We start from the raw sequence: 26,426 nt of genomic DNA on the forward strand, positions 1-26,426 counted from the left end.
GTCAAACCTGTTGCGTTTTCTAGTCATGAAAGACACCTCGATAAATGTATTTTCCACTTATCGAGGTGTCCGGGGAAATTAGACCACTGCACCCTCGGATTTGCAGCGTGACGACTGACGCCTTCCCGGCTGAAGCCGGTCCTATATCCAGCATACGCGGTGCATCTGGATGAATGCGGTGTCTTCGTAGGACTGGCTTTAGTCGGGAAGAGGCCGGTGTGAACACCCTCGGATTTGCAGCGTGACGACTGACGCTTTCCCGGCTGAAGCCGGTCCTACGCCCAGCATCCGCGGTGCATCTTGATGAATGCGGTGTCCTCGTGGGACTGGCTTTAGCCGGGAAGAGGCCGGTGTGAGCACAATCAGATTTGCAGCGTGACGACCGACGCCTTCCCGGCTGAAGCCGGTCCTACATCGAGCATCCGCGGTGTATCTGGCTGGATGCGGTGTCCTCGTGGGACTGGCTTTAGCCGGGAAGAGGCCGGTGTGAACGCCCTCAGATTTGCAGCGTGACGACCGACGCCTTCCCGGCTGAAGCCGGTCCTACATCCAGCATACGCGGTGCATCTGGATGAATGCGGTGTCCTCGTGGGACCGGCTTTAGCCGGGAAGAGGCCGGTGTGAACGCCCTCGATTTTGCGGTGTGAACGCCCTCAGATTTGCAGCGTGACGACCAACGCCTTCCCGGCTGAAGCCGGTCCTACATCGAGCATACGCGGTGCCTCTGGCTGGATGCGGTGTCCTCGTGGGACCGGCTTTAGCCGGGAAGAGGCCGGTGTGAACGCCCTCAATTTTGCGGGGTGACGACCGACGCTTTCCCGGCTGAAGCCGGTCCTACATCCAGCATACGCGGTGCATCTGGATGGATGCGGTGTCCTCGTGGGACCGGCTTTAGCCGGGAAGAGGCCGGTGTGAATGCCCTCAGATTTGCAGCGTGACGACCGACGACTTCCCGGCTGAAGCCGGTCCTACATCCAGCATACGCGGTGCATCTGGATGAATGCGGTGTCTTCGTAGGACTGGCTTTAGCCGGGAAGAGGCCGGTGTGAACGCCCTCAATTTTGCAGCGTGACGACTGACGCTTTCCCGGCTGAAGCCGGTCCTGCAAAGAGCACGCGGTGCTCGCAGGGGACCGGTTCAACAGCCACTCACCGCCTGGATCTTCGTCAATCCAGGTCCGACGCATCATGCCGTTCCGGCACTTGGGTGGCTTCATCGCCCCAGGTCCGGTTGACCCGCATTCCGCGAATGACCGCAGGCCGTTGTGCAATGGTTTCGGCCCAGCGCTGCACGTGGGTGTATTCGTGAGCAGCAAGGAATTCGGCGGCGCCGTACACGGTGTTGCGCACCACTTGTCCGTACCACGACCACACGGCGATGTCGGCGATGGTGTAGCTGTCGCCGGCCAGGTAAGCGCTTTCGCTGAGGCTGCGATCAAGCACGTCCAACTGACGCTTGGCCTCCATGGTGAAGCGGTCGATCGCGTATTCGAACTTCTCCGGCGCGTACACATAGAAATGCCCGAAGCCGCCACCCAGATATGGCGCAGCGCCCATCTGCCAGAACAGCCAGTTCAGGGTTTCGGTGCGGCCGGCCAGGTCCTTGGGCAGCAATTCACCAAACTTTTCCGCCAGATACAGCAGGATCGAACCGGACTCGAACACGCGAAGACCCGGCTCGACGCTGCGATCCAGCAGCGCAGGGATTTTCGAGTTGGGGTTGATGTCGACGAAGCCGCTGCCGAACTGATCCCCTTCATTGATTCGGATCAGCCAGGCGTCGTATTCGGCGCCGCTGTGGCCAAGGGCGAGCAGCTCTTCCAGCAGGATCGTCACCTTGACGCCGTTGGGCGTGGCCAGTGAATACAGCTGCAGCGGGTGTTTGCCGACCGGCAGGACCTTTTCATGGGTCGGCCCTGCAGTCGGGCGGTTGATGCTGGCGAACTGGCCGCCGGAGGGCGCTTCGTGCTTCCACACGGTAGGCGGGACGTAGGGTGCCTTGCTCATTGAATACATCTCCTGAGGGTCAGTTTTGGCGTGACGGATCGAGGCGGAAAGCCCCGACCCACACGGTGATTAACGGGCGGAAGACAGCGGCGGCGTGCGCGGTGGAATCTGGCGCTTGCTGCCGATGGATTCGAAGGCCGAAGCGATGCGCAGCAGGGCTGAATCGTCGTAAGCCCGGCCGGCAAAGGTCAGGCCCACGGGCATGCCAATGTCGGCCATCACGCCCATCGGCACGGTGACGGTGGGCACGCCGAGGTGGCGGATCGCGAGGTTGCCGTTAGCGACCCAGACGCCGTTGCTCCAAGCGATGTCGGCGGAGGCCGGGTTGACGTCGGCATCGGCCGGAGCCACGTCGGCCACGGTCGGAAACAGCACCGCATCCAGCCCAAGCTTCTGCATCCAGTCTTCGAGGTCAATGCGCCGGGTGTGTTCCAGTCCGCGCAAGCCGTCGGCCAGTGAGTCGATCTGCTCCCACGGCGTGATGCCGCGCTCGGCCATCTTCACGTACTCGTCCATGCCCGCGGCGAGATCGCCCTCGCGGTTGGGCAGGGTCCCGGGGTCATGGGGGAAGATCAGCGGGCCGTTGACGTCGGCCAGGCGGTTCAGCTTCGGGTCGCCGTTGGCTTGCAGGAAATCATCGAAGGCCCACGCAGTGAGGTCCCACAGTTCGTGATGTAGAAATGCCTTCGAGACGATGCCGCGGTTGTACACCGTCGGCGCGCCGGGACGATCGCCTTCGCAATTGGAGACCAGCGGGAAGTCCACCTCGATCACTTCAGCGCCCTGGGCTTCGAGTGCCTGGCGCGCCTGTTCCCAGAGCTCGATCACCGACGCGCGGGTGATGATGCGCTGGCCGGTGGGGCCGCCGATGCCTGGTGCTTCGGACGTCCCGGCTTCTGGGTCGGCATTGATGTACATGCGCGGCACGCCGAAGCGTTTGCCGGCCAGGGTTTGCGGGCTGGCGGCGAGCTCGGCGTAGGACGCCGGACGTACCGAGTCGACCGAGGGAATCGGCACCCACGGCTGCAAGCGCCACAGGTCGCCGCGGGTGTCCGGGTCTTCGGCGACCACCACGTCCAGTACTTCAAGCAGGTCGGCCATGGTTCGGGCGAAGGGCACGACCACGTCCATGGTCGGCGTCAGGGGCCAGTTGCCGCGTACCGAAATCACCCCGCGAGACGGCGTGTAGGCGCACAAACCGTTGTTCGACGCAGGGCCACGGCCGCTCGACCAGGTTTCTTCGGCGAGCCCGAACGCCGCGAAACTCGCCGCCGTTGCAGTGCCGGCGCCGTTGGACGATCCGGATGCAAACGGTGCCGTCAGGAAGCCCGCGTTGTAGGGGCTTTCGGCGCGGCCATACACGCCACGCTGCATGCCGCCATTGGCCATCGGCGGCATGTTGGTCTTGCCCAGACAAATCGCGCCAGCGCCACGCAGTCGCTCGATGGTGAAGGCGTCGCGGTGGGCGACCAGTTCGGCAAACGCCGGGCTGCCCGACGCGGCCGTGAGGCGTTTGACCAGATAACTGTCTTTGGCGGTGTAGGGAATACCGTCGAGAGGCCCGAGGGTTTCGCCTCGCGCGCGACGGTCGTCGGACGCCTGGGCCTCGTCGAGGGCCTGGGAATTGCGCACGACCACGGCGTTGAGCGCGGTGTCGGCGCCGTCGTAGGCGTCGATTCTGGCGAGGTAGGCCTGGACCAGCTCGACGGCGGTGGTCTGGCCGGCTTCAAGGGCCGCGCGCAGTTGCGCGATGGAGACTTCGGTGACTTCGATCATGGCTGTAACGGCCATGAGCCGGGGAGTGGAGGGCAAGGTGTCAGAATAAACGTTGGCATATCGCTTCCCGTTGCGCGGCAGGGCCGGGCTGGTTTGAAACCGACTGAGGCGTGGCTGTGCAACGCAGGCTCAAGTCGGCAGGCGTATTCGTGAGACGCACATTATGCCTACGCCATGTGTTTGTCGCGAGGCTTGCGCTGGGGCGCTTCACCCGGGCCTTGCAGGAAGTTCGGCGGTCGCCGGACACGCGCTATGGCGAAAGGCTTACACGTCATCGGGCAATGTCTCCCTGTACACCGAACCGCGACAAGCGCAATCTAAACACATCAACGGAGGCGCTGGATGTGCTTCTCAGGTCATGGATGATCCACCATTTGCCGGGACGGCTGCTGACAGGATGTTGGAATGGTGTTGATAGAAAAGAACCCGCTCAGGCGGGTTTTTTATTGCCTCGAATAACGTGCGCGGCCGCTTGAGCCAAATTCCGCGGGGCGCCTGGGCCGACTTCTGTGGTTAACTCCTGCGCATCATTTTCGTGGCAGGCCTTGCAATGACTCCCCATCACGGCGCGCACCGGCAAGTCATCGGCATGTGGTTGATGGCGGGCGTGGCGCTGACGTTCGCCAGTCATGACGCGATTTCCAAGACGCTGATCTATTCCCTGCCGGTGATCTTCGTCGCGTGGGCCCGCTACCTCGTTCACTCGACCCTGGTGACCACCGTGCTGCTGCGCAACGGCGGCGCTAAAGTCTTCCACACCCGACGGCCCTGGCTGCACCTGCTGCGGGCGGTGGTGTTGCTCGCCGACAGCCTGTCTTTCCTGTTCGGCCTGACCCACGTGCCGATTGCCGAATCCACGGCGGTGGTCTTCCTTGCGCCTGCTTTTGTAACGATCCTGTCGCCGCTGATCTTCGGCATCAAGGCGGATCGCTGGCAGTGGGGTTCGGTGGTGCTTGGCTTCATTGGCGTGCTGGTGATCATCAACCCGGCCAGCGATGCCTTCTCGCTGTGGATGCTATTCCCCCTGGCCACCGCGCTGTTCTTCGCGCTCTATCAACTGCTCACGCAACTGGCGGGGGAGACGGACAGCCCGTCGGTGTGCAGCTTTTACGTCGGCGTTTTTTGCACCCTGATCCTCAGCGCAATTGTGCCGTTCTACTGGGCCGATCCCGATTGGCTGCAGCTGGGCTTGCTGCTCGTGCTGGGCGGTCTGGGTTTGTGCGCCCACTTTCTGATGGCCAAGTCCTATCGCTATGCGTCCTCGTCCGTGCTTGCACCGCTGGGTTACCTGCAGATCATCTTCGCGGTGGCTTACGGGATTCTGCTGTTCGGCAACTACCCGGGCACCGCCTCGATGTTTGGCATCGGGCTGGTCTTCCTCAGCGGCCTGATGGTGTACGCCAGACGCCAACCCGTGGCGCCTGCGAGCCCGCTCTGATCCGGAATTAAGGGGCGTCAGGCGTTCTCATTGCCGGGACGGGTGAAGGAAAAGCGGTGGATATCGACCCGCAGCTGCCAGCCCTGATTTGTCCAATAGGTCGCCGCCGCGGGGTTGGTCTTGAGCACGTCGATGTGGCATTTGTGAATGCCTTCGGCCTCCAGCCTGACCAGGCAGCGCTCGACCAGTGTCTGCCCGATCCCCTGCCGCCGATACTCAGGCAGCACCAGCAAATGCTGCAAATACCCGCGCCGACCGTCATGCCCCGACATGACACAGCCGCAGATGCGCGAATCTTCCTCTGCGACGAAGCTCAACCCTGGGTTGCGCAATAGATACCGCTCGGTGGACTCGCGGGAGTCGGCGTCACGCAAGGAGATACCCGGCGTGTCACGCATGAGTTGGGTGATGGCGTCGTAATCGTCCAGGGTCATGGGGCGGATGATGGGCATGGCTGGCGCCTGAAGTGGAGAGAGGGCAGGGAGCGTAGCAGCGCGATTGGTGGGGTGTCATGTCAGCCGCAGGGTGACGCGGAGCGTCACAGGATGCATTCCTACGCGGAGCACGGGAACGATCGGACATCTTGTGACGCTCATCCCGGCCTCTTCCCGGCTGAAGCCGGTCCCACTAACAGCAGCGGGTGCATTCAGTGAAAGCGGTGGAGACCCCCGACTGTAGGACCGGCTTTAGCCGGGAAGCTTTTGATCTGCTCTTGATCTTGATCTTCCTACACAGCCAGCCCAGACACCGTCAATCGCGACTTGGGTGCAGGCCGAACGCAGACGACGGGGAGTGGGCCGAGCGGCATGGATGCCGCGAGAGCGCCGTCAGGACATGGATGTCCGTTCGGCGCGGGCCCACGGAGCGTCGTCGGAGTGAGGGAACCCGACGAAGTCGGGCCAAACCGAGAGCAGGCACTTTTGGTTACTTTTAGTGCTTTTTAAAAGTAACTCGCCGAAGGCGAAACGATCTGCCGTTAGGCAGATGCGCTTGATCTTGACGTAAGTGCGGACTCATCTGATCTGTATTTATAAGCCATACCTGAATCTGTACTGAAACAGCTGTGCCCCTCAAAATCACTCCAACCCCGGCCGACCGATCGAGCCCGACCGGACGCTATCACCCGGCTCGAATCCTCTGTACCCCCTGCTCACATTGGAGACCCCATGGCCAAGCTCGCCATCTTCCTGTTCGGCTTTCTCGCCCTGACCCTCATGATCGGTGCCCTGGCAACCATCTCGCCCACCTGATTGAGCCACTGGATCTGCCCACACCCGATCCTCCCCGCTGCACCCTACCCCTAACGGCAGACCGACCTCTGCCATTTTTGCGTACCCAGCAAAAACGCACTACGCCGCCATTCATCCGCCAACCCCCATTCCCTCCCTTGACGGCTATTTGCAACGGGACAATACTCAGCGCAGATTCATATAGATGACTAAATAACTACAACAGCGAAGCGCCTCCATGAACCGACTCTCCAGCGATGTCCGCTTGCCGCTCTATCAACGCCTGCGCGACCAGCTCGCCGAACAGATCGCCAACAACCGCTGGCGTCCGGGCGAGGCCATTCCCACCGAAGCTGCGCTGTCCAGCGAGTACTGCCTGTCCACCGGCACCGTGCGCAAAGCCATCGACATGCTGGTCAACGAAAACATCCTCGAGCGCCAACAGGGCCGGGGCACCTTCATTCGCCGGCCACAGTTCCAGTCCTCGCTGTTCCGCTTCTTCCGCTTTCAAAGCGTTTCCGGCGAACGCCAGGTGCCCGAAAGCCGCATCCTCTCCATCGAAGCCGTCACCGCGCCCTCGGCCGTTTCCCAGGCCCTCGGTCTGCCGCTGGATGCGCCGGTGATTCGCCTGATCCGCCTGCGGCTGCTCGACGCTCAGCCCGTGCTCGCCGAAGAAATCTGGCTGCCCCAGGTGCAATTTCAGACCCTGCTGGAAATCGACCTCAGCCGCCAGGGCCCGCTGCTCTATCCGATCTACGAAGAGCAATGCGGCCAGGTGGTGGCCTACGCCGAAGAAACCCTGACCGCCGAAGCCATCAACGAGACCCACGCCCGTTTGCTGCAGGTGCCGGTCAACAGCCCGGTGGTGGTGATCGAGCGTCTGGCGCGCAACTACGCCGGCGAGCCGCTGGAATGGCGCCGTTCACGCGGCCATGCCAGCCACTTCCGCTACAGCGTCGACATCCGCTGACCCGCGCCGTCGAGTGCCAACAGCTGCACCCGAGCCCGTCACGCAGAACGGGCACTACAACACCTGCCGCTCCACCCTCATAAGGACAAAAACCATGTTCAACTGGTATCGCCACGTCACCCCTCGGGAGCGCAAAACGTTCTGGGCCTGCTTCGGCGGGTGGTCGCTGGACGCCCTGGAAGTCCAGATGTTCGGCCTGGCGATCCCGGCGCTGATCGCCGCCTTCGCGTTGACCAAGGGTGACGCCGGCCTGATCAGTGGCGTGACGCTGATCACCTCGGCCCTCGGCGGCTGGGTCGGTGGCACGCTGTCCGACCGCTACGGCCGGGTGCGCACGCTGCAGTGGATGATCCTCTGGTTCTCGTTCTTCACCTTTCTGTCGGCGTTCGTGACCGGCTTCAGCTCGCTGCTGATCGTCAAGGCGCTGCAGGGCTTCGGCATCGGTGGCGAGTGGGCCGCAGGCGCCGTATTGATGGCCGAGACCATCAATCCGAAATACCGCGGCAAGGTCATGGGCACCGTGCAGAGCGCCTGGGCGGTGGGCTGGGGCCTGGCCGTCGGCGTGTTTACCCTGATCTATTCTTTTGTGCCTCAGGACATGGCCTGGCGGGTGATGTTTCTGGTCGGCCTGCTGCCGTCGCTGCTGATCATCTGGGTGCGCCGCAACGTTGAGGAGCCGGACAGCTTCCAGCGCCTGCAAAAAGACAACGCCATCCCCCAGAGCTTTTTCAAGTCACTGGCCGGCATCTTCCGCCCGGAACTGATCCGCGTGACGCTGCTCGGCGGCTTGCTTGGCCTCGGCGCCCACGGCGGATACCACGCGGTGATGACCTGGCTGCCGACGTTCCTGAAAACCGAACGCAACCTCTCGGTGCTCAACTCCGGCGGCTACCTGGCGGTGATCATCGTGGCGTTCTGGTGCGGCTGCATCGCCAGCGGCTTTCTCATCGACCGCATCGGCCGTCGTCTGAACATCGTGCTGTTCGCCCTGTGCTGCGTGATCACCGTGCAGTGCTACGTATTCCTGCCGCTGACCAACACGCAGATGCTGTTCCTGGGTTTCCCGCTGGGCTTCTTTGCCGCCGGCATCCCGGCCAGCCTCGGCGCGCTGTTCAACGAGCTTTATCCGGCTGACGTGCGCGGGGCAGGGGTGGGCTTCTGCTACAACTTCGGCCGCGTGCTGTCGTCGGTCTTCCCGTTTCTGGTGGGCCACATGAGCGAATCGATGTCGCTGGGTTCGGCCATCGGCATCGACGCCGGGATCGCCTATGGCGTCGCCGTGATTGCCGCGTTGTGCCTGCCAGAAACCCGCGGTCGCAGCCTGGAAGCCAGCCCCATGGCCGGCGCCGCCGCAGAGACACGCAGCGAAACCGCCCGCGCCTGAGTTTTCCTTCCGCGCGCCGCCTGTTGCGTCGCGCACCTTTTGACAGATGAGATCCATGTCCGACCTCTTTTCCGCCTCCCCCGCGTCGATCCTTGGCATCGACGGCCACGCACACGTCTTCAGCAGGGAGCTGGACCAGACATCGGCACGACGCTATTCACCCGACTACGACGCCACGCTGGCGATGTACCGCGATCAACTTGATCAGCACGGCCTGAGTCATGGCGTGCTGGTGCAACCGAGTTTTCTCGGCACCGATAACCGCTACTTGCTCGACGCCCTTCAGCAGGCGCCGGGTCAACTGCGCGGTGTGGTGGTGGTCGAGCGTGACATCAGCCGCGCCGCGTTGGACGAGATGGATCGGCTGGGCGTCGTCGGCGTGCGTCTGAACCTGATGGGCAAGGCGCTGCCGGACTTTTCCGAGCCGCAGTGGCAGGTGTTTTTCGGGCACATCGCAGCCCTCGGCTGGCACGTTGAAGTGCACCGCCACGTCGCCGATATGCCGGCGCTGCTGGCCGGGCTGATGCCCTTCGGGATGAAGATCGTGATCGACCACTTCGGCCGGCCTGATGCCCGACTGGGCCTCGAACAGCCCGGCTTTCGCCAGATGCTGGAGCTGGGCCGCAGCGGTCAACTGTGGATGAAGGTGTCGGGCATTTACCGGCTGGAAGGCAGCGCCCGGGAAAACCTCGATTTCGCCCGTGCCGCGCTGCCGTTATTGATCGATGCGTTCGGCAAGCAGCGTCTGGTCTGGGGCAGTGACTGGCCGCACACTCAGCATGAACACGCGGTGAGCTATGGCTCGGTGGTCGAGCAGTTGCAGGCCCTGGGCTGCTCCGCGCAATTGATGCGCTCGCTGCTGATCGAGGCACCCCGGGTGCTGTTTGATTTCGCGCTGATCCAAGCCTGATCCAGAGAAATCAGGCGGTATATCAACGTGATCAAGGCCGGCTGATGTGCGGCCGGTCGGGATCATCCCCCGGGCTGTGGATACTGATCCGTCTCGCCTTGGCCCCTTGGGGTTCGACGCGCAGCAAAAAGACGATCAGCAAACCATTCTTGAACGTCGCACCCTGCACCTCGATGTGATCGGCCAGATGAAAGACCAGCCGGAACGGGCCGTGGGCGATGCCTTGATGCAGGTAGGTCACGCCGCCGTCGGTGTGCGCCTCACCCCCGCAAACCGTGAGGACGTTTCTTTCCAGGGTCAGGTCAAGGTCCGCAGCGGCAAGCCCGGCCGTCGCAATCACGATCCGGTAATGATCGGTGCCGTATCGTTCGACGTTGTGCGGGGGGCCGCTGGCGTTGATTTCGCTGTGCAGCGCAGATTCGAAAAAATCATTGAAGCGATCAAAGCCCACTGATTGCCGGAACAGCGGGGCCAGTGAAGCGGTGGTGGCCATGCCAAAATCTCCTGGATGTTGCCACGGTGATCAAAACGCCGGTCGACGCCGGCTCTGCACCTGATGCTGCAATCTGCACGTGATGCTCCACGTACAGTTAGGCCCAAGCGCCGGAAAATACAAGCATCCAGGTTAAATACTCCGCTAACAGAATCACTCTATGGTCGCCCAAACATTTGCCTATTAGACGATTGGCCCGAGTCGGCTAGTCTTGTGCGAGTGCTAGCGTTAGCCGTCTCGTTGATGGCCAAAAAGTAAAAAGTAAACAAGAAGGTGATTAGACCATGTCGACTGAATCGAAATGCCCGTTCAACCACGCAGCCGGAGGCGGGACGACAAACCGTGACTGGTGGCCGAACCAGCTGAATCTCAAGATTCTTCATCAGCACTCCTCCTTGACTGACCCGATGGGCGAGGGCTTCGACTACGCCAAAGCATTCAAGAGCCTCGATTTTGCCGCGGTCAAACGCGACCTCCTTGAGGTCATGACGCAATCCCAGGACTGGTGGCCTGCCGACTTCGGGCATTACGGTCCACTGTTCGTTCGCATGGCCTGGCACAGTGCCGGGACCTATCGCACCGGTGACGGCCGTGGTGGTGCAGGGGCCGGGCAGCAGCGGTTTGCGCCGCTCAACAGCTGGCCGGACAACGTCAACCTCGACAAGGCACGCCGCCTGATCTGGCCGGTGAAGCAAAAATACGGCAGCAAGATTTCCTGGGCCGACCTGATCGTGCTCACCGGTAACGTGGCGCTGGAGTCCATGGGCTTCAAGACCTTCGGTTATTCCGGCGGGCGTGCCGATGTCTGGGAACCGGACGAGGACGTGTATTGGGGCGCCGAAACCACCTGGCTCGGCGGTGAAGACCGTTACGGCGCGCACAAAGACATGCAACAGCCGGGCGAGGGCACGCTGGTTGCCGAGCCGGAGCATCACAGCGAAGAGCAGACCCGCACCGCCAACGGTGAGCGCAATCTCGAAAACCCGCTGGCGGCCGTGCAGATGGGCCTGATCTACGTGAACCCTGAAGGCCCGGAAGGCGTGCCGGACCCTGCCGCATCGGCGCGGGATATTCGCGAGACCTTCGGCCGTATGGCCATGAACGATGAGGAAACCGTTGCCTTGATCGCGGGTGGCCACGCCTTCGGCAAGACCCACGGTGCCGGGCCGGCGGACAACGTCGGGGCAGAGCCGGAAGCCGCAGGCCTTGAAGAACAGGGCCTGGGCTGGCGTAACAGTTTCGGCTCCGGCAAGGCCGCCGACACCATCACCAGTGGTCTGGAAGTGACCTGGACCTCGACCCCGACCCGTTGGAGCAACGAATACCTGGAAAACCTGTTTGGCTTCGAGTGGGAGCTGACCAAGAGTCCGGCCGGCGCCCATCAGTGGCGGCCGAAGAATGGCGAGGGCGCGGGCAGGATTCCTCATGCCCATGACCCGTCCAAGCGCCAGGAACCGCGCATGCTGACGTCCGACCTGGCCCTGCGCGTGGACCCTGCCTACGAGCTGATCTCCCGTCGCTTCCTGGAAAACCCCGACCAGTTGGCCGACGCGTTCGCCCGCGCCTGGTTCAAGTTGACCCACCGTGACATGGGGCCACTGGCCCGTTACCTCGGCCCGGAAATGCCAGGCGAAGAACTGCTCTGGCAGGACCCGATTCCGGAGGTCAACCACCCGCTGGTGGACGCCAGCGACATTGCCGCACTGAAGGAAAAAATCATCGCGTCCGGGCTGTCGGTTTCGCAACTGGTCGGCACTGCCTGGGCGGCGGCGTCCACCTTCCGTGGCTCCGACAAACGTGGTGGCGCCAACGGCGGCCGTCTGCGTCTTGCCCCTCAGAAAGACTGGGCGGTCAACCAGCCGGCCAATCTGGCGGTCGTGCTGGAAGCACTGGAGCGTGTCCGCGATGAGTTCAACAGCGCCCAGTCCAGCGGCAAGCAGATTTCGCTGGCTGATCTGATCGTTCTCGGCGGCAGCGTCGGTATCGAACAGGCGGCGAAAAATGCCGGTCATTACGTCACCGTGCCGTTCACCCCTGGGCGTGCGGATGCTTCGCAAGAGCAGACAGACGTCGAGTCCTTTGGCTTCCTCGAGCCCATCGCCGATGGTTTCCGCAATTACCTCAAGGGCCATTACCGCGTTTCGGCGGAAAAACTGCTGGTGGACAAGGCCCAACTGCTGAACCTGACGGCACCGCAGATGACCGTCCTGCTCGGCGGCCTGCGCGTGCTGGACATCAATGCCGGCCACAGCCAGCACGGTGTCCTGACCGAAAGGCCAGGTGTCCTCACCAACGACTTCTTCAAGCATCTGTTGGACATGGGGGTGGAGTGGAAGGGCGTGTCGGGTGGCGACCAGCTGTTCGAAGCCCGCGACCGCAACACCGGCGCCGTCAAATGGACCGGCACCCGCGTCGACCTGGTGTTCAGTTCACACGCCCAGTTGCGGGCAGTGGCTGAGGTGTACGCCAGTGAGGACGGGCAACAGAAGTTCGTCGAGGACTTCGTCGCTGCGTGGACCAAAGTGATGGAGCTGGACCGCTTTGATCTTGTCTGAGGTGCGTGCTTCATAGCCCTCGACCTGTAAGACCCAACGCCTCCCTTGTGGAGGCGTTGTTGTTTGCGCGGCCGGGTGCATCCGCGTTGGATGAACAGGACATAGCGTGAAATACACCCTCACAGGCATGGCTCATGAAGCGGCTACCGTGGTTTGTGCATCCACAGTCGAGGTCGTCAGCATGGTCACGAAAGCGCGTTCGCACAGCTTGCGCATAGGGCGGTATTCCGAAATGGGGAGGATCTATCTGGTTACCTCCCGGCTTGACCGTATGAGAGATGATTTTAGTGATTGGCGGGTGGGTCGGCTGCTCGTAAAGGAAATGAGAGAGGTGCACGAGTGCGGATTTGCAAAAACGCTGGCGTGGGTTGTGATGCCTGACCATTTTCACTGGTTAGTGAAGCTTCATCATGGCTCGCTTGCGGGCATTGTTCAGCGAGTCAAGTCGAAGACCGCCATTGCGGTGAACAGGGTCACCGGCAATCAGGGGCGACTGTGGCAGCCTGGATATCACGATGCAGCCGCACGCCATGAGGATGATCTGATTCACTTCGCCCGCTATATCGTGGCCAATCCTCTCCGGGCAGGGTTAGTCAGCCGGGTCGGAGATTATCCACTATGGGACTCCATTGGGTTGCCAGGTTCAGGGGTGGAGTTCGGAGAGTCCGGGAGTGAGTTTCTTAAGCTTTTATTAGGAATCAACAATGATCTGCCTGAGTCATTGCCCATCAATGAGTCTTCGTGAACAAGGTGGGCCGCCACCGCGGTCATTCCCACAGGTCCCCCGAACTGGCCGAAATATCGAGCCGAACCACCATCCCGTGGGAGTCGAGCTTGCTCGCGAAGACTTACCATCAGCCGCCAGAGAAAGTGGTTGAATGCCCCGGCCCCTTCGTGAGCAAGCTCACTCCCACAAGTCCTGCAGCAACCTGAGATTCCGAGGCGCACCACCATCCCGTGGGAGTCGAGCTTGCTCGCGAAGACTTACTTTCAGCCGCCAGAAAAAGTGGCTGAATGCCCCGGCCCCTTCGTGAGCAAGCTCACTCCCACAGGTCCCCCGAACTGGCCGAAATATCGAGCCGAACCACCATCCCGTGGGAGTCGAGCTTGCTCGTGAATACTTACTTTCAGTCACCAGAAAAGTGCGATTGTCCCGGCCCCTTCGTGAGCAAGCTCACTCCCACAGGTCCCCGAACTGGCCGAAATGTCGAGCCGAACCACCATCCCGTGGGAGTCGAGCTTGCTCGCGAAGACTCACTTTCAGCCACCAGAAAAGTGGCTGAATGCCCCGGCCCCTTCGTGAGTAAGCTCACTCCCACAAGTCCTGCAGCAACCTGAGATTCCGAGGCGCACCACCGTCCCGTGGGAGTCGAGCTTGCTCGCGAAGGCTCACTTTCAGCCGCCAGAGAATGTGGCTGAATGCCTCGGCTTTTTCGTGAACAGGATCGAGCGCCACCCCGGTCACTCCCACGTGTCCCGGGATCTTTCAGCGGGAAGATCAGCGCCGGCGCCGACAAACTCACCCGCTTTTCCACCCCCCACCCAACGCCGCCATCAGCCCGACACTGGCCTGCAATCTGCTGGTCTCAACCACCTGCAACCGCCGTTGTGCCTGAAGCGCCGCAGTTTGCGCGGTCACTACATCCAGGTAACTCGCGGCCCCGGCCTGGTAGCTGCTCATCGCCATCTGTTCGGCGCTTTGTGCGGCGTCGACGGCGGCGTGCTGGTCTTCGGATTCACGCTGCAGATCGCGCAGCTGACCCAGATTGTCTTCCACCTCGCACACCGCCTTGAGCACCTGGCTGTGGTAGTGCGCGGCGGCTTCTTCGAATTCGGCCTTGGCTTGCCGCTCGTTCGCGCTGCGGCGGCCGCCGTCGAAAATCGGCAGGTTGACCAGCGGCCCCAGCGCCCAGTAACGATTGGCTGCCGCCAGCAGATTGCCGCTGCCCTGGGTTTGCCCGCCGAGCAGGCCGGTCAGGCTGAAGTCCGGGTACCACGCCGCTTTCGCCACGCCGATGTTGGCGTTGGCGGCGAACACCCGGCGCTCTGCGGCGGCGACGTCGGGGCGTTGTTGCAGCAGGCTGCCGGGCAAAGTGTGGGGGATGCCGGGCAGTTTCAGCGGTTGCGCGTTCTGGGCCAGATGAACATCTCCGGGCATCGCGCCCACCAGTTCGGCGATGGCGTGTTCGCTGAGGTCGCGCTGGGCGTTGACGTCATCCAGCTGCGCCCGTGCCTCGGCGAGCTGGCTTTGCGCACGGGTCAGGTCCAGTGCCGACGCGATCTTCCCCTCGTAGCGATCGCGGGTCAGTTGCAGGGCCTGGGTGTAATCGTCCAGCGAGGTCTGCAGGATGCGGCTTTGCGCGTCCAGCCCGCGCACCTGCACATACAGCGTCGCCAACTGGCGTTGCAGGCTCAGGCGCGCAACCGCCAGATCGTCCGCCGAGGCTTGAGCCTGAGCGTCGCCGGCCGCCACTTGATTGCGGATTTTGCCCCACAGGTCCGGGTCGAAATTCAGGCTGAAACCGGCGGTGTCGCTGTCGTAGACCGAGGGTTGCGTGCCACCGCGCAATGGCCGGCGATCCGACTGCCGCTGACGAACCGGGCTCAGGCTGGCGTTGACCTGAGGCATCAGGCCCGCGTGCAGCTGACCGGTATACGCCAGCGCGGCGTCGTAGTGCGCCAGCGCGGCCGTCAAATCCGGGTTGGCATTGAGCAGCCGTTGTTGCAGGTCATTCAGTTGCGCGTCCTCGAACGCTTCCCACCACTGGGCTTGCACCGTATCGGCAGGCTGCGCCGGATGCCAGGGCCCGGCGTCCTCGGCGAAATGCGCGGGCAGTTGAACCGCCGGCGCCTGATAAACGGGGGCGAGCGAACAGCCCTGCAGCGTCACGGCGACGGCCAGCGCCAGCGCTTCAAGCCTTGTACGCATGGTCACCTCCGGCGTCCGCCAGTTGCACGGCATCGTTCTCCCGCAGCGCATCGGGCGGGTTATCGATGACGTGATCGGCCGGCTTGAGGCCTTGATCGATGATCAGCCGGTCCCCCAGATCCATCGCGATGTGGATGTCGCGCAGGTGCACATGGCCGGTGCGGTCGAGGGTGGCAACCTGGGTGCCTTTGGCGCGGAAGATCAGCGCGCTGGCCGGAATGCTCAGCCCGCCGCTGGCGTTGTTTACCGGCAGCGTGGCGTCGGCGTAGTCGCCGGGCATCAGCGCGCCGTCCGGGTTGTCGGCGATGAACTGGGCCAGCAGGGTGCCGGAGCGCGGATCCACCGCCGTGGAATCCCCCAGCAATGTCGCCCTGTAGGTCTGCCCCGGATGCTCGGGCACGCTTAGCTGAACCTGCATGCCGGGGCGCACCACGCTGGCGTAGTTCTGCGGGATCGGCACATACAGCCGCAGGCGATGGGTGTCGGCGAGGCTGAACAGCGGGCGGGCGCCGCCGTCATCGGCTTTGATCAACTGACCGATGTCGGTGTTGCGCGCGGTGACAGTGCCACTGAATGGCGCGCGAATGGTCTTGTAATCCTCCAGCGCTACGATCCTTTGATAGTCGGCGTTTGCCGCTTGCACATCGGCATTGGCGGCGACGGCGGTGGAGACTTTTTCATCCACTTCCTGTTGCGACACCGAATGGGTTGTCAGCAGGTGCTGCCAGCGTGCCGCCGTGGTCTGGGCGATGCGCGCGCTGGCGTGTTGCTGGGCCAGACGCGCCCGGGCCTGAGCCAGTTGCTGGTCGAGTTCGGGGCTGTCGATGTGGGCCAGTACCTGACCGGCCTGCACATGGCTGCCGATGTCGGCGTCCCAGTCTTTCAGGTAACCGCTGACCCGCGCGTTGATCGCCGCATTGCTCCAGGCCTCGAGGCGCGCGGGCAGGCGCAGGGTGTTGCCTTGGGCGCTTTGGGTCGGCACGACAACGCTGACAACGGGCACCGATTGCCGCTCGGTCCAGGCGTCGACGGCGTGTGCCTCGCGGGTGCGTGCGGCGAGGCCATTGGCGACCAGCAGCGCCGCCAAAGTCAGGCCGCCAATGCCGAGCAACATCAGGCGTTTGCGCGAAGGGGCGTGTTCAGACGACATGGGATGTTTCTCCATCAAGGGCATTCGCAGGCCAGGGTGTTGAGTGGCGATGGACGAGGCTGAACACCACCGGCACGAACAGCAGGGTCGCAGTGGTGGCGAGGATCAGGCCGCCGATCACCGCACGGCCGAGCGGCGCGTTCTGTTCCTGGGAAATCGCCAGCGGCAGCATGCCGATGATCATCGCCAGCGCGGTCATGCACACCGGGCGGAAGCGCGTGTAGCCAGCCTCCATCGCGGCGAGCAGGGCATCGCCGTGTTCGGCAAGGCGCTCGCGGCAGAAACTCACCACCAGAATCGAGTTGGCGGTGGCGACGCCCATGCAGAGGATCGCCCCGGTTAGCGCCGGTACCGACAGCGACGTGCCGCTGAGGAACAGCATCCAGACGATGCCGGCCAGCGCGGCGGGGAGGGCGGTGATGATCACGAACGGATCGATCCACGATTGAAAGTTGACCACGATGAGCAAGTAGATCAGCACTACCGCGCCGAGCAGGCCCAGGCTCAAACCGCTGAACGCTTCATGCAACGCATCGATCTGTCCGTGCAGGCTGACCGTCGCGCCTTTGGGCCGCAGGTGCGCGGTCTCGTCGATGACCTTCTGGATGTCCGCCGCCACGCCGCCGAGGTCGCGGCCCTGCACGTTGGCGAACAGGTCCAGGGTCGGCTGAATGTTGTAGTGGGTGACCACCGCCGGGCTGTCGGCGCGGCTGATCGTCGCCAGGCCGCCGAGAATCTGCGACTGCCCGTTGCTACCGGTAATCGGCAGGGCTTCGAGGCTCGGCAGGCTGTCGAGACGGTACTGCGGTGTCGCCGCGACCACCGAATACGAGACGCCGTTTTTCGGGTTCAGCCAGTACGTTGGCGCCACCTGGGAGGTCCCGGCCAGGGAAGCGCCGAGGCTGGTGGTCACGTCTTTTTCGGTGATCCCCAGTTGCTTGGCGCGCAGCCGATCAACGTTCACCTGCAACGACGGGTAACCGGTGGATTGCTGAATGCGCAGGTCGGCGATGCCCGGCACATGCTGCAAACGGCGCTGCAGTTCCACTGCGTAGGCGCGGTTGGCGTCGCCGTTGGGGCCGGAGATTTTCAGGTCCAGCGGAGCCGGGGCGCCGAAGTTGAGGATCTGGCTGCTGATGTCGGCGGGCATGAAGGCGAACTGGCTGCCGGGAAAGCTTTGCGGCAGGGCTTCGCGCAGGCGTTTGACGTAATCGGCGGTTGGCGCGTGATCGGCCTTGAGGGTGACCTGAATGTCGCCATCCTGCGGTCCGATGGTGCCGCTGCTGCTGTAGGCCATGTCGATGCCGCTCAGGGGGATGCCGATGTTGTCGATCACCGTGTCCAGCTCATCCGCCGGGATGATCTCGCGGATGCGCTGCTCGATGCGGTCGAACGCCGCCGCGCTTTCTTCGATGCGCGTGCCCAGTGGCAGACGCACGTGCATCGACAGCGCGCCGGCGTCGGTGGCCGGGAAGAAGTCTTCGCCCAGGCTGGGCAGCAGCGCAAAACTGGCGAGCACGCAGGCGAGAAAGCCGAGGAGAAACGCTTTTCGCCGCTGCAATGCCAGCCCAAGAAGGCCGTGGTAGGTGTCGCGAATCGTTGAGAAACGTGCCTCGAAACCCTGCTGAAACTTCAACGCGCCGCGCAGGATCAGGTTGCCTTGTCGGCCATGCTGATCGCCTTCGTGGTGATTGATGAACGGGTCTTCCGGGTGATGGCCCGGGCCGGTTTCCAGCACGTGGGGTTTGAGCAGAAACATCGCCAGGGTCGGCACCAGGGTGCGCGACAGCAGGAACGAGCTGGCCATGGCGAAGATCACCGCCAGCGCCATGGGCCGGAACAAATAACCGGCGATTCCTTGCAGCATGAACATCGGCACAAAGACGATGCAGATGCACAGCAGCGACACGAACGCGGGGCCGACGATCTGTCGCGCGCCGTCCATGATCGCGTCCTTCACCGCCTTGCCCTGCTCCAGGTGCCAGTTGATGTTCTCGATGGTCACCGTTGCGTCGTCCACCAGAATCCCCACCGCCAGCGCCAAGCCGCCGAGGGTCATCACGTTCAGGGTTTGTCCGGTCACGGAAAGCAGCGCGATGGCCGAGAGCACCGCCAGGGGAATCGACGCCGCGATGATCAGCGTCGAGCGCCAGCTGCCGAGAAACAGCAGAATCATCACGCTGGTCAGCAAGGCGGCGATGATGCCTTCCCGGGCCACACTCCCCACCGACGCTTTGACGAACACCGAGGCATCGCCCAGCAACGAAGTTTTCAGGGCGGGCGGCAGGGTCTCGTTGATCAGCGGCAGCATGTTGCGGATGTTGTCGACGATGGACAGGGTCGAGATGTTGCCGTTCTTCAGTGCCGGCATCAGCACGGCGCGGCGGCCATCAACGCGCACGATATTGGTCTGCGGCGGCGAACCGTCGCGCACGTGGGCCACCTGGCCGATGGTGATCAGCGCGCCGTCGACGGTCTTGATCGGCAGGTCATTGAGTTCGTCGATGGCCTTGGGGCTGTTGTTGAGCAGCACAGTGTATTCGTCGCTGCCCATCTTCGCCGTGCCCACCGGGATGATCTGGTTGCCGGCGGCCAGTGCGTTGCCGACGTCTTGCGCGGACAGGCCTTTGGCGGCCAGCGCCTGCGGGTCGAGGTCCAGGGTGATCTGCCGCTGCTTGCCGCCCATGGGCGTCGGCATCGCCAGCCCCGGCACGGCGCTGAGGGGCAGGCGGACGCTGTTCTGCACCAGGTCGCGAATCTTCGCTTCCGACAGCGTCGGGCTGGAAAAGGCCATCTGCAGGATCGGCACGGTCGAGGCGCTGTAGTTGAGGATCAGCGGCGGCGTGATGCCCGCCGGCATTTGTTTGAGCACGGTCTGTGAGACCGCCGTGACCTGGGCGTTGGCGGTGCGGATATCCACGCCCGGCTGGAAGGAAATCTTGACGATGCCCATGCCGGGCGGCGACTGCGACTCGATGTGCTCGATGTCGTTGACCGTGGTGCTCAGCGAGCGCTCGTAGGTGTAGATCACCCGACCGGCCATGGCATCCGGCGACAGCCCGGCGTATTGCCAGACCACCGCGACCACCGGAATCCCGATGTCCGGAAACACATCGGTGGGCGTTTTAAGGGCCGCCATCGGCCCGACAATACAGATGAAAATCGCCAACACGATAAACGTGTACGGCTTTAGCAATGCAGTCCTGACCAGCCCGAGCATGCCGTAAACCTCCCATTTCGAATGGGCGCAGTGTTGGTGGACGTACCTAACACGCGGCTTTCAGCCAGATGAACAAAACGTTAGTGCGGTGAGCAGGTTGCTTTCATGCTGGATTCATTTGTTGTTCATCCGCGGCCCACGCACCCTGCGCCCCTCGAAATTCCACCCTGCACATCAGGGATTTTTTCAACTGCCGAGGTCGTGTCATGAAAGCCAAATCGTTATTGCTGGTTCCTATGTTCAGTCTGGTCGCGTTGCTCTCCGCCTGCGCCGGTCCCATGCCAAAAGCCGACCCGAGCGAGGCGTGGATCAGCTTGCAGGAACAGCCCGCCGACGTGCTGATGGCCGAGGACCTGGACGGCAAGCGCCTGAATGACGGCCGCTTCTTCGAAGTCAAACCCGGCGCCCATACCCTCGACGTCAACCTGATCGTCGAACGCAGCGGCGACAACGGAAAGATGAACTGCCAGACCGGTATCCAATTCAGCCAGTTCCAGGCGGGCGAGCATTACAAACTGGTGGAGTCCAGCCTGGGCGAGGAATACCGGGTGAAGCTTGAGGATGCGAAAGGGAAATCCCTGCGGCACAGCGTGGATTTCACCTGTATGCCGGGGTGATGGGGAAGCTGCTTTGTGGTTCGGGTGATGTCGCGCACTGTCACGCGGCACACCTGATCCATGTGGGGGGTGACCGGGGTGGCGACCTACCTTGCTCACGAAGACGGCATTCCGGCTGCCGGATAATGAGCGGCTGTACCGGCCTATTCGCGAGCAAGCTCGCTCCCACAGGATTCGTGTTTGCTGCGTGGCAGTGTGCACGAATCCACATCGGTGAATGCTCACCAGCGCATCCTGTTTCGTTTTGTGACGTCGGATAGGCGCAGTCGAAGCGCCCGTGAATACTGCGCGGCGCTGGACTGTCGTGACTTCATAAAAGGATGGGTGACTGTGGATACGGATGATCGACGGATATCAGAAGAGGCTGTTGTTTCTGCCAAGGCGAACAGGAAGGAGATTGCAAAGAGGCTGACGGATCCTTCGATATACCTTTCGGAGGATTCGCCTGTATCGGTGTTTATGGCGGGCTCACCCGGGGCTGGTAAAACCGAAGCATCCCTGGAGTGTCTCGGCCGATTCGGCGGATCAGTGCTGCGGATCGACCCGGATACCTATCGCGCCGAATTGCCCGGCTACACGGGAAGTAATTCTTCTCTGTTTCAACGAGCGGTTTCTGTTTTGGTGTCTGCCGTTCACGATGAGGCGTTGCGGCTGCAGCAATCGGTTCTGCTGGACGGCACGGCATCGAATTTCGACACGGTTTCACTCAACATCCGGCGCTCGCTCAAGCGGGGTCGGTTCGTGTTGGTGCTCTATGTCTATCAAAACCCCGAGAGAGCCTGGGAGTTCGTTCAGGCGCGCGAGAAAGTGGAGGGCCGGAACATCCCTATGCAGGGGTTCGTGGATCAATACTTTGCGGCTCGGGAGGTGGTGAACCGTTTGAAATACGAGTTTGGCCATGCAGTGACCGTGGATGTTTTTATCAAGAATCATGATGGTTCTACCAAGTCTTACCGGCAGAACATCCAGCAAATTGACACCCACATACCCGAAACCTATGATCGGGCATCGCTTGAACGCAGGCTGAATTCCAGGAGGTACGAATAATGGCTACTCCACAAAAACTCAAAACAGTGAAGTCGACGCCGTTTTCCGACTTCGTCCGCAACGCCACCTTCGAGGAGAAGGAGCGGGTTTATCTGGATGTCATGGAGAAAGCCTGGGCGCGGCAGGAAAAGATCATCGAGCAAGCCCGGAAAATGTAACCCCGCCCCCAATTTAACAAAGCCGCCCTCGAGGCGGCTTTGTCGTTTTGCTTGCAGCTTGCAGCTTGCAGCCCCAGTCTTTTTACCCCAACGCCAACACCCGTCGGCATTCCAGCACCAGGCTCGCGCCGCCGGACGGGCTGCTGCCGATGCGCAGTTTGAAGCCATGGAGGTTGACGATGGCGGCGACGATGGACAATCCCAGGCCAAAGCCGCTCTGCTGATTGCCGTTTTCGCTGCGGTAGAAGCGCTTGAACACCGCCTCGCGTTCGGCGTCGGGGATGCCGGGGCCGGTGTCCTGTACTTCGATGAAGGTGGTGTCACCTTCGGCGCGGGCGATGAGCAGCACTTGGCCGCCCGGCGGGGTGAATTTGATCGAGTTGCTCAGCAGGTTCGACAGCGCCTCGAACAGCAGGGCCCGATCACCCACCATCGGCGGCAGGTGCTCGGCGACTTTCAGCTGCAACGAGACACGGCCTTCTTCGGCCAGCGGCAGGTAGAAATCGTGCAGCTCCTGCAACAGCGGCTGCGGGTCCAGCTGACCGAAAGCCGAACGCCGCTGGTGATCTTCCAGTTCGGAAATCCGCAGCAGTCCGCGAAAGCGCGCCATCAGTGTGTCGGCGTCGGCGATCACCTGGGCCATCTGCTCGCCCAGCGCCGAGTCTTCCGGGGACTGCTGCTGGATTCGATAAAGCTGCGCGCGCAGCCGGGTGAGCGGGGTGCGCAAGTCGTGGGCGATGTTGTCGCAGACGCCCTTGACCTCGTTCATCAGGCGCTCGATGCGGTCGAGCATGGCGTTGACGATGTCGGCGAGCATGTCCAGCTCGTCGCGTCGGTCAGACACCGGCAGGCGGCGGGCCAGGTCGCCGGTGACGATCGCTTCGGCGCTCGCCTGGATCGCCCTGATGCGCTGCAGCGGCCGGCGTCCCAGCAGGTGCCAGCCGGCGATACCCGGAATGATCGTCAGCGAAATCCCCCACAGCAGCGCGCGCAGGATCAGCGTGGTCACAGCGAACAGCGAACCGTTGTCGCGCACCAGAATCAGCCAGCGATCATCCAGCGTATGGATCGCCACGGCGTCGCAGCCCGAGCTGGGCAGGTCCGGGTCGTCGGAATCGATGCAGGTGTTCAGTTCCTGGATTTCGCCGGTCAGCTTGAGGCCGTCGGGAATGCTCTGGATCGGGCCGCTGATGGGCTTCATGTCCTTGTCGAACAGGCCGTAGGCGTCGACCGAGCGCATGTCGAATTTGTCGCTGGTGCGCAACGCATCGTCCAGCTGCGCGCCTTCAAAGCGCGAGAACAACTGTTGGCGCTGCATCAACGAGTGGCGGGCAAGGGTGTTGAGGTAACTGGTGACTTCCCAGTACAGCACCCCCATGAGGATGCTGCTCCAGGCCACAAACAGGAAACTGTACAGCGCCAGCAGCCGGCTGCTGGAGGAGCGCCAGCCCTTAGACGGGTTCGGCAATGACATAACCTGAGCCTCGAACGGTACGTATCAGCGGCGTCAGGGTAGGGGGATCGATTTTCTTGCGCAAGCGACCGATGTGCACGTCGATCAGGTTGGTGCCCGGGTCGAAGTGATAACCCCAGACTTCTTCGAAAATCATCATGCGGGTGATGATCTGCCCGCTGTTGCGCATCAGGAATTCCAGCAGCTTGTATTCGGTCGGCAGCAGGTTCAACGGCTGTCCGGCGCGGCTGGCCTCACGGGTGATGAGATTGAGTTCGAGGTCGGCGACCTTGAGCATGGTCTCGGCCTGGGTCACCGGATTGCTGCGGCGCAGCAGGACTTCCACGCGCGCGGCCATTTCATCGGAGGCGAAGGGTTTGGACAGGTAATCATCGCCACCGGCCCGCAGCCCTCGCACCCGCTCATCGACGTCCGACAGCGCGCTGATCATCAGGATGGGCGTGGCAATGCCCAGGGCGCGCATGGTGGTGACAATCGCCAGGCCGTCGACTTCCGGCAGCATGCGGTCGAGGGTGATCAGGTCGTAATCGCCGCTGACCGCACGGACGAGGCCCTCGCGACCGTTGTCGACCCAGTCCACTTGCAGGCCGTGGCTGCTCAGTTCGGCAACGATTTCCTTCGCGGTGACGGCATCGTCTTCGATTGTCAGAATTCGCGTCATGTGAGGTCAGGGCCACGTGAGAGGACAGAAGCCTGCATTTTGCCTTTAAACGTAGTCGGGATTTCTTAAAAATAATTTAAGAAGGGCATGAGGGGCTTTTTGGTGCTAGCCGAGGGGAGGGGGCACGCTGGAGAATTCTGATCGTGCTGTCGATTAGTGGGAGTGAGCTTGCTCGCGAATACATTCCGTCAGGCGACCATGTTTTGTCTGGTCGGACGCTTCGCGAGCAAGGTGGAGCGCCACCCCGGTCACTCCTACAGTTGCCTTACGCGCCTTTGCGATCCGATTCTGCTTTGGGCTGACCCAGCCCTTGCTTCAGCTTTTCGTCCAGCGCTTTCTTCTTGCCTTTCTTGTCCGGCGTTTCGCCTTCGCTGCGGATCTGCGCATGGCTGATCAACGCGAAGATGAAGCTGCCGCCGATGATGTTACCGGCCAGTGTCGGGCCGGCGAAGATCATCCAGAAATCCTTCCACGGCAGTTCGCCGGCGAACACCAGATAAGACACCTCAGCCGAGCCAACGACGATGTGGGTGAAATCCCCCAGCGCCATCAGGTAGGTGATCATTACGATGATGCCGATCTTCGCGCTTTCCATGGACGGGATCATCCACACCATGGTGGCGATCATCCAGCCGGAAATGATGCCTTTGGAGAACATTTGCCAGGTGTCGTTCTCCATCACCTTGCGGCCGATTTCGAGGAAGGCCTGATCGGTCTTGGTGTCGAAGATCGGCAGATGCAGCATGACGTAGGCCACCAGCAACGTGCCGCACAGGTTGCCCACCAGCACCACGGTCCACAGCCGCAACAGACGCACGACATTGTTCAGCGTCGGCTTGCTCATCACTGGCAACACGGCAGTCAGGGTGTTTTCGGTGAACAGTTGCTGACGAGCAAGAATCACCGCCAGAAACCCTGCGCTGTAACCGAGGCTGGCGATGACTTTGAAACCTTCGGCATCGGGCAGTCGCGAGTTCAACAACCCCATCGCCATCAGGGACAGGCCCATGGTCAACCCGGCCGCGAGGGCCGACCAGAACAGTGCAGCGACGTTACGCTCCAGTTCCTGATCGCCCTGCATGCGGATCGTTTCGTGAAGGACGGCGGCCCGGGGCGGCTGGTTTTCGTCGATGTCGCGTTCTTCTTCCGGGGTCAGGCCGGGGGTCTTGCCGTCTGGTTCGTGTTCCATGGCGATCCTTTGGATGTCAGTGCACGTTGAAACGTGTTCTTTGGGAGAGTGCTCGGTTCAAGAGTGCTCGGTAGGCGACGGTTCGCTTGCACATGCTTGCTGCGCGGCGCTGCTGCTTGAGACACAATCCGTTACCCGTCGTTCGCCAACGGCGGCAGCCTTTTCATTGATGTGGGAGAACCTCTTTTGACCCTTCTCATTCGCGACGCCACCCGTGCCGACGCCGCCGTCATTCTGGGCTTCATCACCGAGCTTGCGATCTACGAAAAAGCCGAGCACGAGGTCAAGGCCAGTGTCGCCGACATCGAGCGCAGTCTGTTCGACGAAGCCTCTCCGGCCAAGGCGCTGATCTGTCTGCTGGATGGCCAGCCCATCGGTTTCGCCGTGTACTTCCTGAGCTACTCCACCTGGCTGGGTCGCAAGGGCCTGTACCTTGAGGATCTGTACGTGTCGGCCGCGCAGCGGGGTGTCGGCGCGGGCAAGAAGCTGCTGCGCCATCTGGCCCGGATCGCCCACGACAGCGGCTGCGGCCGTCTGGAATGGAGCGTGCTGGACTGGAACCAGCCGGCGATCGACTTCTATAAATCCATCGGCGCCGAGCCCCAGGACGAGTGGGTGCGCTACCGGATGGAGGGAGAAGGGTTGAAGCGCTTTGCGATGTGGGAGGGTTAAAAACTGCCACAGGTCCTACGAACTGGCCGAAATATTGAGTTAGTCCACCATCCTGTGGGAGTCGAGCTTGCTCGCGAAGGCTTACTTTCAGCCGCCAGAGTAAGTGGGTAAATGTCTCGACCTCTTCGTGATCAAGCTCACTCCCATAGGTCCTAGGAACTGGCCGAAATATTGAGTCAGTCCACCATCCTGTGGGAGTCGAGCTTGCTCGCGAAGACTTACTTTCAGCCGCCGGAGTAAGTGGCTGAATGTCCCGGCCTCTTCGTGAGCAAGCTCACTCCCACAGGTCCTAGGAACTGGCCGAAATATTGAGTCAGTCCACCATCCTGTGGGAGTCGAGCTTGCGCGCGAAGACTTACTTTCAATCCACAGAGAAAGTGGCTGAATGACCCGGCCTCTTCGTGAGCAAGCTCACTCCCACAGGTCCTAGGAACGGGCCGAAATATTGAGTCAGTCCACCATCCTGTGGGAGTCGAGCCTGCTCGCGAAGACTTACTTTCAGCCCACAGAGTAAGTGGCTAAATGTCCCGGCCTCTTCGTGAGCAAAG

General features: G+C 62.2%; 19 protein-coding genes and 1 pseudogene. 10 read left to right on the forward strand and 10 right to left on the reverse strand.

The features are described from left to right. Window positions 1–1,166 precede the first annotated feature (1,166 nt). Window positions 1,167–2,006 (reverse strand): glutathione-dependent disulfide-bond oxidoreductase, encoded by an 840-nt coding sequence (gene yghU, locus QWI18_RS24540; RefSeq protein ID WP_369320081.1) that lies wholly within the window; start codon window positions 2,004–2,006, stop codon window positions 1,167–1,169. 69 nt (window positions 2,007–2,075) lie between these two features. Further along, window positions 2,076–3,782 (reverse strand): amidase, encoded by a 1,707-nt coding sequence (locus tag QWI18_RS24545; RefSeq protein ID WP_369320082.1) that lies wholly within the window; start codon window positions 3,780–3,782, stop codon window positions 2,076–2,078. Window positions 3,783–4,332: 550 nt separating this feature from the next. Between QWI18_RS24545 and QWI18_RS24550 the strand changes: the two genes are divergently transcribed. Beyond that, window positions 4,333–5,220 carry a DMT family transporter gene (locus tag QWI18_RS24550; RefSeq protein ID WP_369320083.1) on the forward strand — a complete coding sequence of 296 codons (888 nt, stop codon included), beginning with the start codon at window positions 4,333–4,335 and terminating at the stop codon, window positions 5,218–5,220. Window positions 5,221–5,237: 17 nt separating this feature from the next. Here QWI18_RS24550 and QWI18_RS24555 read toward each other — a convergent pair whose 3' ends face one another. Further along, complete coding sequence (locus tag QWI18_RS24555) at window positions 5,238–5,672, reverse strand: GNAT family N-acetyltransferase (protein WP_369320084.1); 435 nt, start codon at window positions 5,670–5,672, stop codon at window positions 5,238–5,240. 1,015 nt (window positions 5,673–6,687) lie between these two features. On the opposite strand from QWI18_RS24555, the gene QWI18_RS24560 reads away from it, so the two are divergent. From QWI18_RS24560 to QWI18_RS24570, 3 genes are read left to right on the forward strand one after another with little or no spacing between them, the layout of a single operon-like run. Then, complete coding sequence (locus tag QWI18_RS24560) at window positions 6,688–7,419, forward strand: GntR family transcriptional regulator (protein ID WP_192130149.1); 732 nt, start codon at window positions 6,688–6,690, stop codon at window positions 7,417–7,419. Beyond that, window positions 7,382–8,803, forward strand: a complete 1,422-nt coding sequence (locus QWI18_RS24565; RefSeq protein ID WP_274605099.1) for an MFS transporter — start codon at window positions 7,382–7,384, stop codon at window positions 8,801–8,803. Before QWI18_RS24560 ends, QWI18_RS24565 begins: the two co-directional genes overlap by 38 nt. A gap of 55 nt (window positions 8,804–8,858) precedes the next feature. Continuing rightward, window positions 8,859–9,713, forward strand: a complete 855-nt coding sequence (locus QWI18_RS24570) for an amidohydrolase (protein ID WP_369320085.1) — start codon at window positions 8,859–8,861, stop codon at window positions 9,711–9,713. Between the two features lie 31 nt (window positions 9,714–9,744). Here the strand turns inward: QWI18_RS24570 and QWI18_RS24575 are convergent, their stop codons facing one another. Further along, entirely contained in the window at window positions 9,745–10,206 is a 462-nt protein-coding gene (locus QWI18_RS24575) for an Hsp20 family protein (RefSeq protein WP_065988612.1), read from the reverse strand. Window positions 10,207–10,490: 284 nt separating this feature from the next. On the opposite strand from QWI18_RS24575, the gene katG reads away from it, so the two are divergent. Both katG and QWI18_RS24585 read left to right on the forward strand, forming a co-directional pair. Continuing rightward, entirely contained in the window at window positions 10,491–12,761 is a 2,271-nt protein-coding gene (gene katG, locus QWI18_RS24580) for a catalase/peroxidase HPI (RefSeq protein ID WP_369320086.1), read from the forward strand. Between the two features lie 181 nt (window positions 12,762–12,942). Then, window positions 12,943–13,398 (forward strand): annotated as a pseudogene (locus QWI18_RS24585) (transposase); the annotation flags it as partial. An 882-nt stretch (window positions 13,399–14,280) separates the two neighbouring features. Here the strand turns inward: QWI18_RS24585 and QWI18_RS24590 are convergent. Genes QWI18_RS24590 through QWI18_RS24600 form a run of 3 tightly spaced genes read right to left on the reverse strand, consistent with a single transcriptional unit; the run spans window position 14,281 to window position 20,060 of the window. Next, a complete protein-coding gene (locus tag QWI18_RS24590) occupies window positions 14,281–15,690 on the reverse strand; it encodes an efflux transporter outer membrane subunit (RefSeq protein WP_369320087.1) in 1,410 nt (469 codons plus the stop codon). Further along, window positions 15,674–16,840: an efflux RND transporter periplasmic adaptor subunit gene (locus QWI18_RS24595; protein WP_369320088.1), complete on the reverse strand. Its 1,167-nt coding sequence runs from the start codon at window positions 16,838–16,840 to the stop codon at window positions 15,674–15,676. The genes QWI18_RS24590 and QWI18_RS24595 overlap by 17 nt, the downstream gene beginning before the upstream one ends. Beyond that, on the reverse strand, window positions 16,830–20,060 hold the full coding sequence (locus QWI18_RS24600; RefSeq protein ID WP_369320089.1) for an efflux RND transporter permease subunit: 3,231 nt from the start codon (window positions 20,058–20,060) through the stop codon (window positions 16,830–16,832). The genes QWI18_RS24595 and QWI18_RS24600 overlap by 11 nt, the downstream gene beginning before the upstream one ends. A 206-nt stretch (window positions 20,061–20,266) precedes the next feature. Between QWI18_RS24600 and QWI18_RS24605 the strand changes: the two genes are divergently transcribed. The 3 genes from QWI18_RS24605 (at window position 20,267) to QWI18_RS24615 (ending at window position 21,882) form a co-directional block, all read left to right on the forward strand. Beyond that, on the forward strand, window positions 20,267–20,677 hold the full coding sequence (locus QWI18_RS24605) for a hypothetical protein (protein WP_369320090.1): 411 nt from the start codon (window positions 20,267–20,269) through the stop codon (window positions 20,675–20,677). 180 nt (window positions 20,678–20,857) lie between these two features. Next, complete coding sequence (locus QWI18_RS24610) at window positions 20,858–21,724, forward strand: zeta toxin family protein (RefSeq protein WP_369320091.1); 867 nt, start codon at window positions 20,858–20,860, stop codon at window positions 21,722–21,724. After that, complete coding sequence (locus QWI18_RS24615; protein ID WP_167355789.1) at window positions 21,724–21,882, forward strand: hypothetical protein; 159 nt, start codon at window positions 21,724–21,726, stop codon at window positions 21,880–21,882. The genes QWI18_RS24610 and QWI18_RS24615 overlap by 1 nt, the downstream gene beginning before the upstream one ends. 82 nt (window positions 21,883–21,964) lie before the next feature. On the opposite strand, the gene QWI18_RS24620 is transcribed toward QWI18_RS24615, so the two are convergent. The 3 genes from QWI18_RS24620 to QWI18_RS24630 all read right to left on the reverse strand — a co-directional run bounded on the left by QWI18_RS24620 (window position 21,965) and on the right by QWI18_RS24630 (window position 25,206). Beyond that, window positions 21,965–23,356: a HAMP domain-containing sensor histidine kinase gene (locus QWI18_RS24620; protein WP_296312810.1), complete on the reverse strand. Its 1,392-nt coding sequence runs from the start codon at window positions 23,354–23,356 to the stop codon at window positions 21,965–21,967. Then, window positions 23,334–24,017 (reverse strand): response regulator transcription factor, encoded by a 684-nt coding sequence (locus tag QWI18_RS24625; protein ID WP_065988603.1) that lies wholly within the window; start codon window positions 24,015–24,017, stop codon window positions 23,334–23,336. The genes QWI18_RS24620 and QWI18_RS24625 overlap by 23 nt, the downstream gene beginning before the upstream one ends. Before the next feature lie 265 nt (window positions 24,018–24,282). Next, window positions 24,283–25,206 carry a formate/nitrite transporter family protein gene (locus tag QWI18_RS24630; protein ID WP_369320092.1) on the reverse strand — a complete coding sequence of 308 codons (924 nt, stop codon included), beginning with the start codon at window positions 25,204–25,206 and terminating at the stop codon, window positions 24,283–24,285. 186 nt (window positions 25,207–25,392) lie between these two features. On the opposite strand from QWI18_RS24630, the gene QWI18_RS24635 reads away from it, so the two are divergent. After that, window positions 25,393–25,878, forward strand: coding sequence for an N-acetyltransferase family protein (locus QWI18_RS24635; RefSeq protein ID WP_369320093.1), 486 nt, complete (start codon window positions 25,393–25,395; stop codon window positions 25,876–25,878). Window positions 25,879–26,426 lie beyond the last annotated feature (548 nt).

This window comes from Pseudomonas sp. W2Oct36 (genome assembly GCF_041060465.1).
Lineage (GTDB): Bacteria > Pseudomonadota > Gammaproteobacteria > Pseudomonadales > Pseudomonadaceae > Aquipseudomonas > Aquipseudomonas graminis_B.

Bases quoted from the DNA above. Each gene is read 5' to 3' on its own strand.
- yghU (WP_369320081.1), bottom strand. From the start codon at position 2,006: ATGAGCAAGGCACCCTACGTCCCGCCTACCGTGTGGAAGCACGAAGCG.
- QWI18_RS24545 (WP_369320082.1), bottom strand. From the start codon at position 3,782: ATGATCGAAGTCACCGAAGTCTCCATCGCGCAACTGCGCGCGGCCCTT.
- QWI18_RS24550 (WP_369320083.1), top strand. From the start codon at position 4,333: ATGACTCCCCATCACGGCGCGCACCGGCAAGTCATCGGCATGTGGTTG.
- QWI18_RS24555 (WP_369320084.1), bottom strand. From the start codon at position 5,672: ATGCCCATCATCCGCCCCATGACCCTGGACGATTACGACGCCATCACC.
- QWI18_RS24560 (WP_192130149.1), top strand. From the start codon at position 6,688: ATGAACCGACTCTCCAGCGATGTCCGCTTGCCGCTCTATCAACGCCTG.
- QWI18_RS24565 (WP_274605099.1), top strand. From the start codon at position 7,382: ATGCCAGCCACTTCCGCTACAGCGTCGACATCCGCTGACCCGCGCCGT.
- QWI18_RS24570 (WP_369320085.1), top strand. From the start codon at position 8,859: ATGTCCGACCTCTTTTCCGCCTCCCCCGCGTCGATCCTTGGCATCGAC.
- QWI18_RS24575 (WP_065988612.1), bottom strand. From the start codon at position 10,206: ATGGCCACCACCGCTTCACTGGCCCCGCTGTTCCGGCAATCAGTGGGC.
- katG (WP_369320086.1), top strand. From the start codon at position 10,491: ATGTCGACTGAATCGAAATGCCCGTTCAACCACGCAGCCGGAGGCGGG.
- QWI18_RS24590 (WP_369320087.1), bottom strand. From the start codon at position 15,690: ATGCGTACAAGGCTTGAAGCGCTGGCGCTGGCCGTCGCCGTGACGCTG.
- QWI18_RS24595 (WP_369320088.1), bottom strand. From the start codon at position 16,840: ATGTCGTCTGAACACGCCCCTTCGCGCAAACGCCTGATGTTGCTCGGC.
- QWI18_RS24600 (WP_369320089.1), bottom strand. From the start codon at position 20,060: ATGCTCGGGCTGGTCAGGACTGCATTGCTAAAGCCGTACACGTTTATC.
- QWI18_RS24605 (WP_369320090.1), top strand. From the start codon at position 20,267: ATGAAAGCCAAATCGTTATTGCTGGTTCCTATGTTCAGTCTGGTCGCG.
- QWI18_RS24615 (WP_167355789.1), top strand. From the start codon at position 21,724: ATGGCTACTCCACAAAAACTCAAAACAGTGAAGTCGACGCCGTTTTCC.
- QWI18_RS24620 (WP_296312810.1), bottom strand. From the start codon at position 23,356: ATGTCATTGCCGAACCCGTCTAAGGGCTGGCGCTCCTCCAGCAGCCGG.
- QWI18_RS24625 (WP_065988603.1), bottom strand. From the start codon at position 24,017: ATGACGCGAATTCTGACAATCGAAGACGATGCCGTCACCGCGAAGGAA.
- QWI18_RS24630 (WP_369320092.1), bottom strand. From the start codon at position 25,206: ATGGAACACGAACCAGACGGCAAGACCCCCGGCCTGACCCCGGAAGAA.